Source organism: Polynucleobacter sp. TUM22923 (genome assembly GCF_030295705.1).
In the GTDB taxonomy this organism is placed as follows: domain Bacteria; phylum Pseudomonadota; class Gammaproteobacteria; order Burkholderiales; family Burkholderiaceae; genus Polynucleobacter.
In genome coordinates this window covers 512129-529499 of sequence record NZ_AP027274.1, presented here as the reverse complement: position 1 = coordinate 529499, position 17371 = coordinate 512129, and the positions used below count along the sequence as shown (strand labels likewise).

Below are 17371 nucleotides of genomic sequence, written 5' to 3'. Positions count from 1 at the left end.
ATGCGAATTGAACCCCAAACCATCTCTCACCTCCAAGAATGGCTCGGCAAAACCGAGACATTGCAAGACACCGTTACTGCCGCTCCTGTTCGAGCCCTATCGGCAACCCTTGATCGACCTGACCCACTTCCAACGACCGGCAGTTTTCTGCCTGAGTTATGGCATTGGCTTTATTTTTTGCCTCATGCCCTTCAATCGGATATTGGCCCTGATGGCCATCCCAAGCGCGGCGGGTTTCTTCCGCCGGTACCCCTGCCACGCCGAATGTGGGCGGGTAGTCGAGTGCAGTGGCTGGCACCCCTCGCCATTGGTGACTCGATAGAACGTACTTCGCAGATTCTCTCTGTCACACATAAGGCTGGGCGCACTGGTGATCTCATTTTTGTATTAGTAGAGCATCGCATCTCGAATCAACAAGGTTTAACCATGATTGAAGAGCACGATATTGTGTATCGAGATGCGGCTAGCCCAGAGGATAAGCCCGTCGCTCCGACGCCCGCTCCCGTCGATGCGCAGTGGTCAAAGACTATTACTGCAGATGATGTTTTATTGTTTCGCTACTCCGCATTAACATTTAATGGTCACCGCATTCATTACGATCGTCAATATGTAACTGAGGTGGAGGGCTATCCTGGCTTAATCGTCCACGGCCCACTGATTGCTACTCTATTGGTTGATCTTGTTCGCCAAAGCATTCCTGGCTGCACGTTGCGCCAATTTGAGTTCAGGGCGATTCGCCCTACCTTTGATATTCATATTTTTAAAGTCAGTGCTAAACCCGATCTTGAAAAAGATCCTACTGGAAAAACGATTGCTATTTGGGCGCAGGATCATGAAGGCTGGCTCACTATGCAAGCAACTGCTGTACTGGCCTAGTCAGCGCCTCAATTGCGCCGCTATTGAGCCTACATAAAGCCTTCATCAGAAAATAAAAAATATGCCTTCATCCCACCCATCCAAAGCATTAGCCTCCTTTGCCTCGCAACTGACTCTAGGTGATATTCCAAAGCACGTACTGGATCGGGCTGAAGATTTATTGGTCGATTGGTTTGGCTCTGCGATCGCTGGCAAAGGCTCTCGCCCAGTAGAAACAATTACCCAGTTCGCACAAACAATGGGGGGCTTTAACAGCAGCAATCGAGGTAGCGCTGAAATTCTCATCACACGCTCAAGCTCTAGCCCTTTCTTGGCAGCCATGGCCAATGCCGCAGCCTCCCATGTGGCAGAACAGGATGATGTCCACAACGGCTCCGTCTTTCATCCGGCCACGGTGGTGTTTCCTGCGGCGCTAGCAACTGCACAAACGATTGGTGCTTCTGGCGAAGACCTCTTGGTGGCGTCTATAGCGGGGTATGAAGTAGGCATTCGTGTAGGAGAATTTTTAGGCCGCTCTCACTACAAAACCTTTCATACAACCGGTACTGCCGGCACCTTAGCTGCTGCTGCTGCGGTTGGTCATTTACTGAAACTCAGCCCTGAGCAAATGCTACATGCCTTTGGGTCAGCCGGCACGCAATCTGCTGGTCTTTGGGAGTTTCTTCGCGATGCCGCAGACTCCAAACAATTACATACTGCCCATGCATCAGCTGCCGGCCTGATGTCGGCCTACTTAGCGCAATCCGGTTTTACGGGTGCACAGCAAATTTTAGAAGGCAAGCAAGGTTTAGCCGCTGGAATGTCTAGTGACGCAGATCCTAGTAAGTTAATAGATCAGCTCGGTAGTCGCTGGACGCTCGCTGAAACAAGCTTTAAGTATCATGCCTCGTGCCGACACACGCATCCCGCTGCAGATGCTTTGTTAAAGGTCATGCTAGAGCATCAACTTAAACCAAGTGATATTGCTAAAGTAGAAACACTCGTTCATCAAGGTGCAATCGATGTTCTGGGGCCCGTAACTAATCCTGCGACCGTTCATCAATCGAAGTTCTCGATGGGTACGGTGTTGGCACTTATTGCTCACTATCATTTTGCCGGTCTGCAAGAATTTGATCAGCACTTTCAAGATCAGGCCATTTGTGATTTCCGAGATCGAGTGACGATGGTTCTAGATCCCGAGGTCGATGCCGCTTACCCACAACGCTGGATTGGTAAAGTCAAAGTGTATTTACACAAGGGAGATGTTCTACAGTCCCGCGTAGATGAGCCCAAGGGCGACCCAGGCAACACCTTAAGTCGCGCTGAAATCACTGACAAAGCAATGCGTCTAGCGGCTTTCAGCAAAGGCGCTACCCCAGCAGAAATGAAGTTAGCCCTTGAACAATTATGGAATATTCGCTCTCAAGCAAAGGTGGGGTTTTTACTCCCACCGCAATAAAACTTTTTAGGAGCTTTAATATGAATCCGCTTCACACACCCATTGGCTTAAGTAGTAGCTTCTTATTTGTACCGGGAACCCGCCCTGATCGCTTTGTTAAAGCCTTGGATAGTAGTGCTGAAGTAGTCATTATCGATTTAGAGGATGCGGTTGCTCAGGAAGATAAAGAGAGCGCACGCGCCGCCATTCGTGCAGCTTGGTCTACATTTACTGCAAAGCAAAAAAATCGCCTTGTAATCCGTTGCAACGCTCCAGGAAGTGCGTTTTATGCTGCCGATCTCATTCTGGCTGAGAGCCTTGATGTCACCTGCTTACTTATTCCAAAATGTGAGTCCCTAGACCAAGTTAATGGTGCTGCACAGATTTTGCCTAATACCGCCATCATCCCCATGATTGAAACCGCACTTGGCCTACACCACCTCAATGAAATAGCCAACTCAGAACAGGTTCTACGGTTGGCTTTAGGTAATTTAGATTTACAGGCAGACCTGGGTATGGTTTGTGATGCCCAAGAAACTGAACTGCAAACGGCTCGCTTTCAGCTTGTTTTAGCCTCTCGGTTGGCGCAAATTTCCCCTCCGATTGATGGGGTTACTCCCTCAACCGACGATATTGATCGCATTACCGATGATGCAGATCGGGCAAAAAGAATGGGGTTTGGCGGCAAGCTTTGCATCCACCCAAAACAAGTGCCCATAGTGGCGTTAGCCTTTATGCCATCGGCATCAGAGCTGGCGTGGGCTCAGCGAGTTGTGGCAGCAGACAAGGCATCAAAAGGGGGTGCAGTCCAACTAGACGGCAGGATGATCGACCGCCCTGTAGTTTTGCTGGCCCAAAGAACCCTTGCTACTGCGAGTAAACCCTAGGGCCCTAAACTTTTAATGATGGCAAAATTGAGGCGCACTAAATTAACGGAGACTTTGATGAAACTACAAAAAACGATATTCGCTGGAATTGCTGCAGTATTGAGCGCCGGCGCCTTGATTGGCAGTAATGCTGCATTTGCCCAAAAAGATTGGCCAACCAAGTCGATTCAAATGGTTGTTCCATTTGCGGCTGGTGGACCTACTGACACCATTGCGCGCCTGATCGCTGTTCCAATGGGTCAAGCATTAGGTCAAACCGTTGTGGTTGAAAACGTTCCTGGTGCTGGTGGCACGATTGCTTCCACCAAGGTGGCACGCGCTGCACCAGACGGATACACCATCTATATTCATCACATGGGTATGGCAACTGCTAATGCTTTGTACGATAAATTGCCATACGATCCAATGACTAGCTTTGAGTACATCGGCCAAGTTGCTGACGTGCCAATGGTATTGCTAGGCAAGAAAGATTTGCCAGCAAATAACTTTAAAGAGTTAGAGGCTTACATTAAGGCCAATGGCTCTAAAGTCACTATGGCCAATGCTGGACCTGGAGCCGTATCTCAGCTTTGCGGTCTGCTCTTTCAGAGTCGTATGGGTGTAAGACTAACTAACATTCCTTACAAAGGAACTGGCCCTGCTTTGACTGACCTTCTAGGCGGTCAGGTGGATCTTTTGTGTGACCAAACCACCCAAACGATTCCTTACATCAAGGATGGTCGTGTGAAGGCATTTGGTACTACTACCATGAAGCGTTTACCAGCAATTCCAAACGTACCAACATTGAACGAACAAGGCCTCAAAGGCTTTGAGGTGAAGGTATGGCACGGTGTTTACGCGCCTAAGGGAGTTCCACAGCCGATTCTTGACAAGATTAATGCTGCATTGAAAAAGGCACTTAATAGTCCTGACGTCAAAAAACGTTTAGAAGATGCCAACATTGATATTGTTCCAATGGAGAAGGTATCTGCCAAGGGACTTAAAACTCACCTTGACAGTGAAATCAACGTCTGGGGTCCAGTCATTCGTAAAGCCAATATTCCAGATTAATCTTGGAATAGTCTTCAACAAAAAAGCCAGCGATCTGCTGGCTTTTTTGTTACCCCTACTCACTGCGTTAACTCACTGCATTAACTCACTTCATGAACTCACTTCGTCAGCTCAGTTGGTCAGCTCAGTTGGTCAACTCAGTAAGCACACTAAATTAGCTTAACCAGCCCTAAATAGGTAGCCCGATTGCGTTTTTTCTTGGCGTCTTTTGTAAATACTTTGAATAATGGAAGTGATGGCCCACACCACTAAAAATGGGTCAATTAAGTAATCCCATAAATTCGCCGATTCATGCCAATGGGCAGACCAAGCAATCACGGCTAAAGACAGAATCCATATACCCTTTATCCACCCGGCAAGACCGCAGCAAATTGCAAAAATAATCACTGAGCCCAAAAAAGCAATGGAGCCATATCCCCAGGCATATGGATCAAACATTCCAAAGCCTAAGGCTAGGGGGTAGAACATCAGCGCAATCAGAATGACTGACAACTTCAATCCGATGGGTATCTTTTTAGCTGATGGCAATACACTCGCCCACAATAAAAGCATCGTAACGATACTTAATTCACCGGTGACTCCTCGAACATAAGCAACCAAGGGGAGCTCAAGAGACATACCTAGGGGCCAAAACAATACATTCCCTAACATCAGCACTAGGATGAGGCGCGCAATAAAAGGGATATCAATTGAAAATACTTTTTGACACAAGTAAATCAACACCACTGCACAGGTGATAGACATCTCGACCAGTGCAATTGATTGTAAATATTGGCTCGTTATCATTGTTTAATCTCTTTCACATGATCATGCGCTTGCTCAAACCACGCAGCAGGAAAATAAATATGCCGAATCTTTTTTCTGTTCCAGGTATAAGCTAAATGGGCGTCCTTACCATCAGCGGTAATTAAATACGGATAAGAGTACTCACGACGTTGATCGTTGGCTAAAGATTCATCATCTTCCAGTACCTGAATGAGCTCCCACTCAGTTGAGCCCTGTTTACGCATTAGCATGACCAAGCGATAACGTCCTACTTCGATATCATTGAGAACCATGAGGCGAGTGCCATCGACCAGAGTCAATGATGCTAGCGCTGAATTTGGATTGGCGATCGCTAGATCGGCAGTAACCTGCCAAGACTGACCAGCATTTTTAGTCTCACTTACTGGTATTTTCTTTGCTTGCGAGCTCGCTCTTGTTTGACGAAAAAAAGCGCTTGCCTCTTGAGCATCGTCTACAAACACCACTGGCTGAATAGCGCCTCGACCAGAACTCATGCGACGCTTATCAATCACCTGATGCACATCTAAGCGCAAGAACTCACCGAACCGCCCAATCCATTCATGATAGGCGGGTAGCCCAAGACTGCCATCAGAAAACTGCAGAGGTGGCGCCTTAACCAAAGTACTCAAATTGATCAGCGGAGACGTAATCAAGCGGGCTGGTTGACTCCAGGTCAAGCCCTCATCATCTGAGATCACCGTAGAAATTGAACTTCCAGCCCAGCCGCCGATAGAAACCGTTACGACAAATAACTGTATGCGGCCGTCCGCCATCCTGGCAGGAACCGGGTTTCCTAGTTTGGCGATATAGCGGGATAAGCCTTTCTCAGCACTGACTCGATCCATCACTACAGTAGGGGCGCTCCATCGAGCAGACCGTGAATCATAGACAGCAGTATTGATAACAACATCAGCAGCACCTTCTCGACTGCCGGCAAACCAAAATGCACGGACTGCGCCGTCCTTTAAAGCAATCAACGATGCAGCATGTACAGATGGTGCACCCGAGTCTGGTAACCAGTCCACAACAGGGCTCACTTGCGCAGTAGAAGCTTTAATAGAAGATCTACTATTGGTCGGCACATTTTTATTGGCCTGAGCTAATTCCGGCGCCCTTTCCTGCTCTGTAGGATCGATCGATGTATTTGGAATAGCAAACGGTGCCCATGTGGGGCGACTGTCAATATGCAAGTACCCCAAAACAGCGGCGAGCAGTAAAAAACAAAAAGCAACAACACGATTCATCGACAGGCATCCTTGTTCGCTGTGGAATTGAGTATGGGAGACTGAGCTAATGCAGGAGTAGAAACCAAATATTCGTTCACAAATAAATGCTCACCAATCCGACCCATCAGCATCTCCCGAATCTGGGCATCAGAATGTCGAGCCCGCATTTCCATACGCTTGCCAACAATCTTGCAAGAGTCGCAAATAACGGGTTCCACCCCAATGGGGGAATGTACGGCGACCAAAGGATAGGCCCCCATTAATAGCGGCAGATCACCCGCTTCTTTAGCTGGGTAACCATGTAATTGAGCCCCAGGCAATAAGAGTCGATACTCTTCATCTTTAGCCCGATAGTCGCAGGGAATCCAAATATCTTGCGCCGCTACCGCCTGAATAGTGGCTCTATCAAATCGGCCCAAGGCTCCCTCTAAGGGGGACAGACTGCTTGTCAATGCGCAATAACAAAGAAAGCAGACTGCTAATGCAATGGCTTTACAACGAGCAGCACTCATTAAACCCCAGATCACCAACAGCAGAGAGGATGTCATCAACAGCCAGTGCCAATAGGAATAATCCCATATTCCGGGCTCGCCTAAGAAGTAAGAAAGCTGTAAATTGCCTCCCACCCAAGCAAGAGCAGATAGCAAAATCAATTGCAACAGCAATGCTATCCGAAAGCCCCATAAAGGCAAACGTCCCCAATGTAAGGCAATCAAGACGGCCAGTGCTGGCATGATGGGCAAAAGATAGCGCCCAGAACGCTGGCTTGGCAAACTAAAGACAATCAAAAAAGCCAAAGCAAACAGCAAAAGCAAACTTTCCTCTATTACCAGAAAGCGCCGTTCCCGCCAGCACTGATGCAAGGTGGACAACAACACAAAAAAGAATAATCCAGCATTCGCTAAGCTCGTCAGAATGAGCATCCAAATACTGTCACCACCGCGTACTAAGTCTAAAAAATAATGGGAACTGCGCGCCTCAAACTTCGCTGCGTTTTCACCGAGAATAAATTCCCTCCAAATAGCCTCTGGAAATGGATCCAATGCAAACCATAGAGCGAAAACGCCTAAGGCTAGCGTTGCCGTTAATAGGATTTTGTATAGATCCTTTACCAACATCCTAGAAAGGCTCCACTCACGCCAACGCCAGTAGAACAAACCTAACGCGAACGCTGCCGGAACAATATAAGCAAAAGATTTAGCAAGTAAAGCCATGCCCAAGGAGAGCCCTGCCAGTAATGGGAATAGCAGTTTTGAGTCAAACGCCGCACGCCCCCAATACAAAAGCGCTAAAAATGGCAGGTTCAACCAAAACACTTCCGGCGGATCCGTTAAAAAAGGTCGGCCATAACGATAGGTAGCAAAGAAAGAAAGCCAAACTAAAGCGGCCAGAAGGCCCGTTTGCTTATTCCCGCTAAAACGACCCACTGCCAAGAATAAGAAAAAAGCAGTCAAGCCTGTGTAGAGCACGCTAGGCCATCGCAACGCAATCAAAGACCAATCACTACCCCACTGTGTACTAGCAATACCTTCCCAAAATACTAGGGGAGGCTTGGTATTTTTAATGCCGATCATGTCGGACTGCAGGGGCAGCCATGCACCAGCATCCGCTGTCATGCGCACGATATGCATGTAGGGATACTCATCCCCGTTTTTTGGGGCAAAACGACTATCCAGGCCATATAAATAAGTAAATATGCCTAAAATCAGGATAAATATGGCGTTACGGTAAGTAATAGGACTTCGCATATAGCTAGTTTATAGGGCTTAAGAAAAACTCCTTAAAGTGCCACTACCTAGCCCCTTGAATAGCAACAATTAATCTAAGCTTATTCACAATCAATCTAAGTAAAACTACTAATATCGGCAGCATCCGACTAAGATCAAGCTAGTTAAGTAAAACCTTTAAAACAGGCCCTAGTTCAATGGAGATTCTTTCTATGCGCATCAAGTATTTAAAACCCATATTAGTGACTGGCGCCTTTATTGGCTTAAGTCAATGGAGTCTGCCAGGCATGACTCAAAACGCAGATCAACTCTATAAACGAGGATTGGCAGCAACCTGCGCCAATTGCCATGGCACCGATGGTAAAGGCGTTGTTGATGGTGGCATGCCACTCATCAACCAACTTACCAGCGAGCAAATGCTGGCTAAATTAAATGCCTACAAGTCTGGCGCGCTAGAGGGAACTATCATGCCCCAGTTAGCTAAGGGCTACACCGACGAACAGCTCATCACTATTGCCAATCAACTTGGCAAAAAACAATAAGGAGGCAGTATGGATCGTCGACATTTTATGGGTCAAAGTGCAGCCGCACTCGGTTTGCTGGCCGGCTTTTCTAGTCAAGCTAGAGCAAACCTTCCTAAAGCAGAGATTCTGGTAATTGGTGGCGGTTACGGTGGTGCAACTGCTGCCAAGTACCTTCGCCTACTATCTAACAACACTGCTCGCGTTACCTTGATTGAGCCCAACACCTCTTTCGTATCGTGCCCCATGTCTAACTTAGTTGTAGGTGGGTCAAAAACCATGGCTGACATCACTTCTCCATATGATGGCCTGAGTAAGCGACATGGAATTAAGATTATTCAAGATAGTGTTGCCAATATCGATGCAGACAAAAAAACCGTCAAGCTTGCATCTGGAAAAACTTTGCGCTATGACAAAGTAGTAGTGTCTCCTGGTGTATCACTGATGATGGATAGTATTGAAGGCCTAGCGCAGGCAAATAAGAATGGCGTTACTTTGCAGGCTTGGAAAGCAGGTCCTGAAACAGCTGCCCTACACAATCAGATTGCAGCAATGCGTGATGGTGGGACCTTTGTAATCAGTATTCCTGAGGCGCCCTATCGATGCCCTCCTGGGCCATATGAACGTGCTTGCCAAGTAGCTAATTATCTAAAGCAGCACAAAGCAAAATCTAAAGTTCTCATTCTTGATGCCAATCAAGATGTGACATCTAAGGGTGGATTATTCAAAAAAGTTTGGGCAGAACAATATCCTGGAATGATTGAATATCTACCAAAGCACAATGTAGTCGGAGTGGATGCGAAGACTAAGACAGTGAAACTAGAAGTTCAGGATGATATTAAAGGGGATGTATTGAACTTATTGCCCGCAATGAGTGCTGGCGATATTGCAGTCAAGACAGGGCTAGCCAATTCCAACGGCCGCTGGGTCAATGTCAACTTCCTCAATTTTGAATCTACTGCTCGTAAAGACATTCACGTACTGGGTGACTCTATTCAAGTCGCTCCTGCTATGCCTAAGTCGGGTCATATGGCTAACCAGCATGCCAAAGTAGCTGCTGCTGCAATTATTGCTGAGCTCAGTGCTTGGGAGATAAACCCTGCACCAGTACTAACGAATACTTGCTATAGCTTTGTAAATGAGCGTGATGTGGTTCACGTAGCAAGCGTTCATCAATACAACGCTGCCGAGAAAACGTTTAAAACAGTTCCGGGCTCTGGAGGGCTTTCTCCAGCACCGTCTGTCTTAGAAGGCATTTATGCATGGGGTTGGGCTCGCAATATTTGGGCGGATAGCTTGGCGTAGACTGAATAGGGCGGATAAGACGACCATTAAAAAAGAGGCCTAGGCCTCTTTTTTAATGCTTAAGAAGATTTAACGATCGTCAGAATTCGGTTACGCCTATACCTGCTGATCAAAAAGAAAATAATAGCCACCACTGGAGCGGCAACGGCGGCAACGATTTCAGGATGAATATCCCAACCGGCCTCCTTGCCACCCTTAGCCATATAGGCCAGCAAACTGACTGCATAATAGGTCAGCACCAAAACAGATAAGCTTTCTACAGTTTGCTGTAAGCGCAACTGTAGTCGGGCACGCTGGTCCATGCTGGCCAATAACTTCTGGGTTTGCTCTTCATTGACGAATTCAATTCGAGTTCTTAAGGTTTGAGTTGTTCTAGAGATGCGATCAGACAATTCCTTGAGTCTACGTTGCGTCCAAATACAAGTCCCCATTGCTGGCTGAAAACGCCTATCCATAAATTCAGAGAGTGATTGCACGCCCGGAATTGGTGATTCGGCGAGTTCCAATAAATTTTTATTGAGTAATTGACTATAAGCCTCAGCAGCAGTAAAGCGTAAGCCATAGCCTGAAATCCACTGCTCCGCTCTTGAGGCAAGCCCAGAAAGTTCGCCTAAAAACTTTCCATCTTTTTCAGTCTGAATACCTGGCTCTGTTTGCAGTTTGGCAATAAGCTGAGATAGTTCGGATAACTCAGACTCAGCGCCCCTCAATGGAAGAGAAAGACTTTTGGCGACCGGAAAGGCTAGCATAGCTGCCATTCGGTAAGTTTCTGCCTCTGCAAGCGCTCTAGCTACTCGTCCCACCTGTCGAGACCCCAGCGAATCATGTGGAATGAAATAAGAAATATAGCCATCGACATCCAACCGTAAATCCGTCCACAATTGAGCCGCCTTACCCGCCAAAATATAGGCACCCAAAACAGTATTACCATTAAAAATAGTCGAAACTTCTAAGGCATCCTCAAATAAAGGTCGCTGCTCAAAGACAAGATCGAGCGCAGAAATTCTCTCTCCACCCGCCTCTACAATTTTGGGGCAGCCTAGCGCTTTAAAAAGAGTGTCAAGCTCTTGCTCAAGCTCGAGACGTGACTCTAGCAACGGTTTGATGATCTTGACTGGGTTATGAACAATCGCCGCAATAGTTGCGAACTCCCCATGAAGCTCCCACTTAATGAGCACCCTCTCCGGCTCTGAAGCTAGACTTAACATCTTGAAAGAATGGTCCTGCTCAAGGTCATTCGAAATCCCTAGAGCGGCACTCAACTTCTGAATCCATTGAATTTGTGTCTGACGAGAGTTCGCATCAAGCAAAAAGGATTGGGACAGAACCCGCTCGTTAGGCCATAGTGCAATCGGGGGACGCGCATGCACCTCTTCGTGTAATTGCTTTCTCAAAGGATGATCATATGATTTCATAGGTTTTCAGTCTTTAGTGCACAGTGTCGTTAGTAGAAATAAGATGCATGAGTTGGCTCAAAGGCATACGGCTTCCTCTTGAATCTGATACGGGCGAATACCTCGATTGAGGCAACTACGAACATAGTCAATACTCGTTCGCAAGGCGTAATAGTCACTCGAGACTGCCTTTGGGATATTTAATTGCAAGGCCTCATATTCCAATAAGTCTAACTTCTTCAGATACCCGTCTTGATCCACAGAGTCAAAGCTTTGAGTTAGCTCTTGCTCATATTCTCTTAGCATTCCGTACAGCCTATTAATTTTTCGGCGAATACGTTTATCACGATAGCCGGGCAAAGTGAGTAATACGGGATAGGCGATAGCTAAAAATGGCAGTAAAACAAATGTAAGGCGATTAATTAATTCAGCCACCCAAAAAGGGAGGTAAGTCATCAATAAGGGGGAGCCATTTTTCTCAAAGTGCAATGCTACTGCGCTTTCTGGAAACAGGGGATTTTCAAATGAAGGAAATTGACCACTTTTTGCAAAAAAAGTAGATTTGCCATTGATTTTGCGTGCCGCTTCTAAGAAGAGAAACTGAATTGCCGGATGCATATTGCTATCAATCAATAAATTGGTAGTCGTTGACATCAGTTTCATATCAAAATCAGGATAGTTGCGAACGAGACTAAATGCACCAGTCGGTACATTTAAAATCTGCAGATAAGGCAATAGGCGAGCATAGGCTTCAGCCCGCTCAAAGGCAGCCAAATGAATGTTAGGGTCCTCTAATATTGCCTGCACACTTGGGCCATCATAAGCATCTACGATAAATGCACCATCGATCTGACCATTTTTTAAGGCAGCAACAGATTGCGCAAGTGGAAGATGAACAAATTTTTGACCTTCCCCAATGCCATTAACTTGAAGGATTTTGCTTGCCTGTACATAGGTACCGCTCCCCTTCTCCCCCATTGAAATCCTGGCCTGGTGAAAAAATTTGAATTGTGCTTGGTAGGCCTGGAAGTCATGCCCCCGCAACTCGGGTCCGCGGTAGAAAAACCAAATTGGCTCATAGTTAATCGCCCCTAAGGATTCAATCCCGCTTACACCCTCAGGAATATCTACCCCGGCCTGCACAAAAGCCGCCTGAATAGGATCCTTACGATTGGCTAAACGCACCATATCCTCTTGCGATCCTTTTGTTTGGACCAGCTCTAGAGTAATCCCTTTTTTTGCGAAGAATTCAGCGTATTTTTTTCCCAGATCATGATAAGAGCTCCCGGGGGCACCGGTGGCCATCATGACATGCCTTGGAGGCGGGGGATCTGCATACAGCCACACCCCTGTCAAAATAATCAAAAGGGAAACCAGCAGTGGCCAAGCCTCCATCAGAAATTGAATAAAGTCATTCCATCTATCATGGGCAGTCTCATAGAGGCCAAGAAAGGTTTCTTTAATATCTTGCTTGATGCTTGCCATAAAAGCCTGGTTATCCGTAGGGTCAGAACCCATGATAATGGGCTTATCCCTTTTTTGAAAAGAGTGTTATTTATGCTTACCCTCAGAAAATCCCAAGACCGTGGTTATGCTGATCACGGATGGCTTAAAAGCTTCCATTCCTTCTCCTTTGCTGGCTATCATCACCCAAAATTTATGGGCTGGGGCAACCTCAGAGTCATTAATGAAGATCGGGTGGCTGCAGGTATGGGCTTTGGCAAGCATAGCCATCGAAATATGGAAATTATTAGCTACGTTCTTTCCGGCAACCTGGCGCACGAAGACGATATGGGCAATGTAGAAAGCATACCTCCAGGCGATATTCAGCGCATGAGCGCTGGAAGCGGCGTAACTCATAGCGAATTTAATCACGCACAAGATCAAACCACCCATTTTTTACAAATTTGGATTGAACCTAATGCGCTTGAAATTGAGCCTGGCTATGAGCAGAAATCTATTCCTGCTGCAAGTAAAGAAGGCGCCTTATGCTTAGTTGCATCGCCAGAAGGACTTCATAATGCCGTCAAAATACATGCCGATGCCCGTATTTATTTAGGCCTATTTAATGGCGCACAATCTGAAACATTCCATCTTAATCCACAGCGTAAAGCCTATGTCCACCTTATCAAAGGCGTCCTAAGTGTGAATCATGTTGCCCTAGAGGCTGGAGATGCACTTCTCATAGAAAATGAGAGTCAGCTAGACCTTTGCAACGGCGTTGATGCCGAAGTACTTGTTTTTGATTTGAGTCGGTAACTTATCTCAAAAAAAAGGAGTGCACTGATGTGCACTCCCGTCGCAATACTTAATAAAGCTGGATCAGTCGAGATCCAATCTAGTCTAATTTAATCTTTGCCTTCTCAATCACTACTTTCCATCTCGCAATATCAGAGAGATATAAATCAGTAAATTGAAGCGTGTTCATAGGAGCAATTTGAACACCCGCTTTAATAAACCGATCTTTCATTTCAGGTGTTTCCAGAATTTTGAGAACGGTACTGCTCAAGACGCTAATAATTGCAGGAGGAGTCCCAGCGGGGACGAACATACCCTGCCACAATGCCATTTCATAACCCTTGATACCCGCCTCTTGCATGGTAACGAGCTCAGGGGCACCGCTAAAGCGGTTTTTACCCGTAACAGCCAGTGCTTTTGCCTTGTCCCCTTTGTATAGCGGTAAACCAACGGGCATGCCAGCAAAATAAAAATCAATCTGACCGCCTACCAAATCAGTAGCAGCAGGTGATCCACCCTTGTATGGAATATGAATTGCTTGGGTACCTGTGGTGGCTAGAAATAACTCTCCAGCCATGTGATCTGAATTACCGATGCCCGAAGATCCGAAACTCAGCTTCCCTGGATCTGCTTTGAGCATCATCAGTAAGTCTGCTACCGTCTTGGCTTTTGAATTATTACCCACAATTAATATGTGTGGAGTAGCGGCAACCCCCACAACTGGGAGTAAATCCTTCTGACCATTAAATGGTAGCTTAGGATTTGCCGCCACATTAATTGCCAGACCATTTTGAGCAAAGAGAATGGTGTAGCCATCGGGAGGGCTTTTGGCTTCAGCGTCTGCTGCTATCGTCCCTGCGGCACCCCCTCTATTTTCAACAATCACCGGCTGCTTCAAGGCTAAGCTCAAATCATTGGCAATCATTCTTCCCACAATGTCAGTTGAGCTACCTGGCGCATAACCAATTAACATCTTGATTGGCTTATCTGGGTAGGCAGCAACTGCTGACCCTATGATGAGCGGTAATGCAAATGCACTTAGTATTATTTTTTTTATTGAATGATTAATCATTTTGTCTCCTCCGGTAAATTTTATAAATCTAAAGTTGCAATGCCGCACTCCTTAGCGCAAGCATTTAATGCATCTAACAGTTGATTTGAGATCGGAATGCCAGTCAGCATTCTCTCTGTCATCGTCTTCGCAGCACCCTCACCTGGTACGCGAATTTGATTTACTCCTGGTAGCTTAGATGAATTCTTCAAATCCTCTACTAGGGTAATCACTCTCTGAATAAATTGCTCTTGATCCCCAAAAGCGGTGGGGTCAACCGCAATGATGGTTTGACCGGTATTGGTAATCAAGTCGTGATGTGCATTAAAGTCAACGGTATCTTTGCCTACCGCCGCATTATTTAATGTTCCAGCCAATAAACCAATCATTACTGCTAAGCCATAGCCCTTATAGCCGCCGATCGGGAGTAATGAGCCTTCTCCAGATCTCTGGGGATCAGTTAAAGGCTGGCCCTTGCGATCGATCATCCAGCCGTCTGGAATGGACTCTCCCTTTTGCGCAGCAAGCTTCACTTTTCCGTAAGCTGCAACAGTCGTTGCTATATCTAACAACACTATTGGGCTATTGCCCGCGGGAACGGCAATTGCGATAGGATTAGTAGATAGCAATAAATCGATACCACCCCAAGGGGCCATGTGATTGGCATTGCCTACTGCCATGTAAATGCCGATGTAACCTTTCTCCGCTAGTTTTCTAACATAGACAGAAGCGGCACCAGAGTGATTGCCGTAATGACTCCCTACCCAGCAAACGCTATGCTTTTTAACTTTCTCGAGAGCAATTTCTACGGCCTTATTCATTACAAGATGGCCCAAGGCGTTGTCGCCATTAACTAATGCAGTTGCGCCCTGATCTCGTTCAATATGAATATTTGGATGAAGATTGATGCCCCCCGCACGAATTCTCTTAATATAAGCCGGTAGGCGAAACAGGCCATGCCCATCTGCACCCGCTAAGTCAGACTGCACCATTAGCTGCGCAACCACTCTGGCATCAGCACTGGGAACATTAACTGCCTGAAGCGCATTGGCAATGAAATTTTCGGAATCAGATATAGACAAGTATTGCATCAGAGTTAACCTTTTAAATTAAGCACTAGAACTACTTTTAAATTCCATGCTGTAAACATATTTATTTTCTGGGTGATAGGTAAAGGTGACTTCAAACAATTTATCTTGAGCATCAAAATAGCGTCTTGTAATAACTAAGCAAGATGCATGGGGTTTCAAATCTAAGCGCTTTGCAATTAAAGGGGAGGCGCTAACAGCAGACACATCTACTTCTGCACGGACAATACGGGTGCCATACTTTTTTTCAATCTGCTCAAAAACCATCACTTGTGTATGCTCTGGATCAGATGTCAAAGAGGCAAATTGCGGGAGAATATAAATATCAGTCCAAGCAATCGTCTGCTCTGTATCGTGCTGCTTTCGAATACCACCAATGTGATACCAGGATGAGCCAACTGAGCTACCAATCAAATCACTCATGGGTTTATCTAGCTCAATAAACTCCTCTACCAGATTCACCCGATAGGTATTTCTGGGATAACTCAAAATATCAATTGGAGAATTAAAGCTCTGGGTAAAGCGTCTCTGCTTTTGCCTTGAAATCACCTGAGTGGCAGCCCCCTGCCTTCTCAAGACGAGGCCATCTGTCTCAAGCGTTTGAAGAGCATGTCTTAAGGTATGACGACTAGCCTTAAAACGCGTACAAAGGGATGTCTCAGAGGGTAGATTAGTTCCGACGGGCCAATCACCGTCATAAATTCGCTGGCCAAGCGTATTGGCCAGCGTCTTATATAAAGGTAACTTCTCCATAAATTAGGAGAGGCCAAACATTTTCTTACCAGCTACCGGTAAACGTGCCTTCAGAATATCCCCAGACAATGATTCAGTGATATATAAATCTCTTCCGTCAGCACCACCAAAACACATATTAGCTAAATGGTGGTGATGTGGATTATCAGAATAAATTAAATGGGTTGGCAGCATATTGTTATCGAATCTCCAAATACCAATTCCCAAATGACATACCAAAAGGCCGTTCTCAGAATCCATCTCAATGCCATCCGGTCCTGCAACACCACCTGTTAACTGAATAGCGACCCCCGTTTTGGAGACTGAACCATCCGCCATTAATGGCATTCTCCAGATTTGCTGAGATCTAGTGGCAGCTACGAAGACATGCTTTTCTTGGGTATTCAAAGTGATACCGTTAGGACTTGGAACATTAATAGCCAAACGATCTAATTGACCATTTTCACGTAATCTAAATACACGCCCTGTTGGGTCAGCAATTCCAGTCTGGCCCTGGTCTGTAAAGTACAAGTCTCCATTTGAGGCGAAGTGTAGATCATTCAATCCTTTAAAGTTTTCACTGTACATAGAGCCTAAGACAGTCTCAATTTTTCCAGTCTTAGGATCCAGAGCAATCAAGCCCATCTTGTAATCACAAATAAAGGCACGGCCATCCTTGTGAAACTTCAAGCCATTGGGCCATCCGTCATATTGCGTTACCAACTCCCAATCCCCTTTAGGAGTAATTCTAAAAATACGACCAAAGGGAATATCTACAAACCAGAGGTTGCCTTCGCGATCAAAGGAGGGGCCTTCTAAGAAGCACTCTACTTCTGCATTCTGACGGTTAGGATCTGACCACCCGGTGCGGGACTTCTTGCGAAATTTTGCCGGCATCGTCATGAAGACTTCAGCTTTAATTTTCTCTACAGGCTGAAAGGGATTGTGCATGGTCATAATTTTTGCTTTCTACTTAAGTTATACGGATAAGTTTAATCAAATGATTCACAATTAAAACATAAATAGTGATAATCTGATGTAAATAATATCTAAGAAATTATTCTTCTTTTTTA

Annotated in this window: 16 protein-coding genes; 7 read left to right on the top strand and 9 right to left on the bottom strand. The window is 46.0% G+C overall.

From position 1 onward, the window contains the following. From QUD86_RS02715 to QUD86_RS02700, 4 genes are all read left to right on the top strand, one after another. Nucleotides 1-876 carry an HTD2 family dehydratase gene (locus QUD86_RS02715; protein ID WP_286297852.1) on the top strand — a complete coding sequence of 292 codons (876 nt, stop codon included), beginning with the start codon at nucleotides 1-3 and terminating at the stop codon, nucleotides 874-876. A gap of 61 nt (nucleotides 877-937) precedes the next feature. Further along, entirely contained in the window at nucleotides 938-2314 is a 1377-nt protein-coding gene (locus QUD86_RS02710) for an MmgE/PrpD family protein (RefSeq protein ID WP_286297851.1), read from the top strand. A 20-nt stretch (nucleotides 2315-2334) separates the two neighbouring features. After that, nucleotides 2335-3180, top strand: a complete 846-nt coding sequence (locus tag QUD86_RS02705; protein WP_286297850.1) for an HpcH/HpaI aldolase/citrate lyase family protein — start codon at nucleotides 2335-2337, stop codon at nucleotides 3178-3180. Nucleotides 3181-3237: 57 nt separating this feature from the next. Next, entirely contained in the window at nucleotides 3238-4230 is a 993-nt protein-coding gene (locus QUD86_RS02700; protein WP_286297848.1) for a Bug family tripartite tricarboxylate transporter substrate binding protein, read from the top strand. 159 nt (nucleotides 4231-4389) lie between these two features. Here QUD86_RS02700 and QUD86_RS02695 read toward each other — a convergent pair whose 3' ends face one another. The 3 genes from QUD86_RS02695 to QUD86_RS02685 are packed head-to-tail and all read right to left on the bottom strand — an operon-like array spanning nucleotide 4390 to nucleotide 7990. Beyond that, nucleotides 4390-4974, bottom strand: coding sequence for a hypothetical protein (locus QUD86_RS02695; protein WP_286297847.1), 585 nt, complete (start codon nucleotides 4972-4974; stop codon nucleotides 4390-4392). A 38-nt stretch (nucleotides 4975-5012) separates the two neighbouring features. After that, nucleotides 5013-6260 carry a sialidase family protein gene (locus tag QUD86_RS02690; protein ID WP_286297846.1) on the bottom strand — a complete coding sequence of 416 codons (1248 nt, stop codon included), beginning with the start codon at nucleotides 6258-6260 and terminating at the stop codon, nucleotides 5013-5015. Beyond that, complete coding sequence (locus QUD86_RS02685; RefSeq protein ID WP_286297843.1) at nucleotides 6257-7990, bottom strand: ArnT family glycosyltransferase; 1734 nt, start codon at nucleotides 7988-7990, stop codon at nucleotides 6257-6259. Before QUD86_RS02685 ends, QUD86_RS02690 begins: the two co-directional genes overlap by 4 nt. 176 nt (nucleotides 7991-8166) lie before the next feature. Between QUD86_RS02685 and QUD86_RS02680 the strand changes: the two genes are divergently transcribed. Beyond that, nucleotides 8167-8511: a c-type cytochrome gene (locus QUD86_RS02680; protein WP_286297841.1), complete on the top strand. Its 345-nt coding sequence runs from the start codon at nucleotides 8167-8169 to the stop codon at nucleotides 8509-8511. A 9-nt stretch (nucleotides 8512-8520) separates the two neighbouring features. Continuing rightward, on the top strand, nucleotides 8521-9795 hold the full coding sequence (locus QUD86_RS02675; RefSeq protein ID WP_286297840.1) for an NAD(P)/FAD-dependent oxidoreductase: 1275 nt from the start codon (nucleotides 8521-8523) through the stop codon (nucleotides 9793-9795). Nucleotides 9796-9854: 59 nt separating this feature from the next. Here QUD86_RS02675 and QUD86_RS02670 read toward each other — a convergent pair whose 3' ends face one another. Then, nucleotides 9855-11210, bottom strand: a complete 1356-nt coding sequence (locus QUD86_RS02670; RefSeq protein WP_286297838.1) for a DUF3422 domain-containing protein — start codon at nucleotides 11208-11210, stop codon at nucleotides 9855-9857. A gap of 57 nt (nucleotides 11211-11267) precedes the next feature. Continuing rightward, on the bottom strand, nucleotides 11268-12707 hold the full coding sequence (locus QUD86_RS02665) for a TAXI family TRAP transporter solute-binding subunit (protein WP_286297836.1): 1440 nt from the start codon (nucleotides 12705-12707) through the stop codon (nucleotides 11268-11270). A gap of 39 nt (nucleotides 12708-12746) precedes the next feature. Here QUD86_RS02665 and QUD86_RS02660 point away from each other — a divergent pair, with 39 nt between their 5' ends. Then, entirely contained in the window at nucleotides 12747-13448 is a 702-nt protein-coding gene (locus QUD86_RS02660) for a pirin family protein (RefSeq protein WP_286297835.1), read from the top strand. 79 nt (nucleotides 13449-13527) lie between these two features. On the opposite strand, the gene QUD86_RS02655 is transcribed toward QUD86_RS02660, so the two are convergent. Genes QUD86_RS02655 through QUD86_RS02640 form a run of 4 tightly spaced genes read right to left on the bottom strand, consistent with a single transcriptional unit; the run spans nucleotide 13528 to nucleotide 17255 of the window. Then, the gene (locus QUD86_RS02655; protein WP_286297833.1) at nucleotides 13528-14499 is read right to left on the bottom strand and encodes a Bug family tripartite tricarboxylate transporter substrate binding protein; all 972 of its coding nucleotides are present in this window, start codon (nucleotides 14497-14499) and stop codon (nucleotides 13528-13530) included. A gap of 20 nt (nucleotides 14500-14519) precedes the next feature. Next, a complete protein-coding gene (locus QUD86_RS02650) occupies nucleotides 14520-15569 on the bottom strand; it encodes an Ldh family oxidoreductase (protein WP_286297832.1) in 1050 nt (349 codons plus the stop codon). A gap of 18 nt (nucleotides 15570-15587) precedes the next feature. After that, nucleotides 15588-16319 carry a GntR family transcriptional regulator gene (locus QUD86_RS02645; protein ID WP_286297831.1) on the bottom strand — a complete coding sequence of 244 codons (732 nt, stop codon included), beginning with the start codon at nucleotides 16317-16319 and terminating at the stop codon, nucleotides 15588-15590. 3 nt (nucleotides 16320-16322) lie between these two features. Next, on the bottom strand, nucleotides 16323-17255 hold the full coding sequence (locus tag QUD86_RS02640; RefSeq protein ID WP_286297830.1) for an SMP-30/gluconolactonase/LRE family protein: 933 nt from the start codon (nucleotides 17253-17255) through the stop codon (nucleotides 16323-16325). Nucleotides 17256-17371 lie beyond the last annotated feature (116 nt).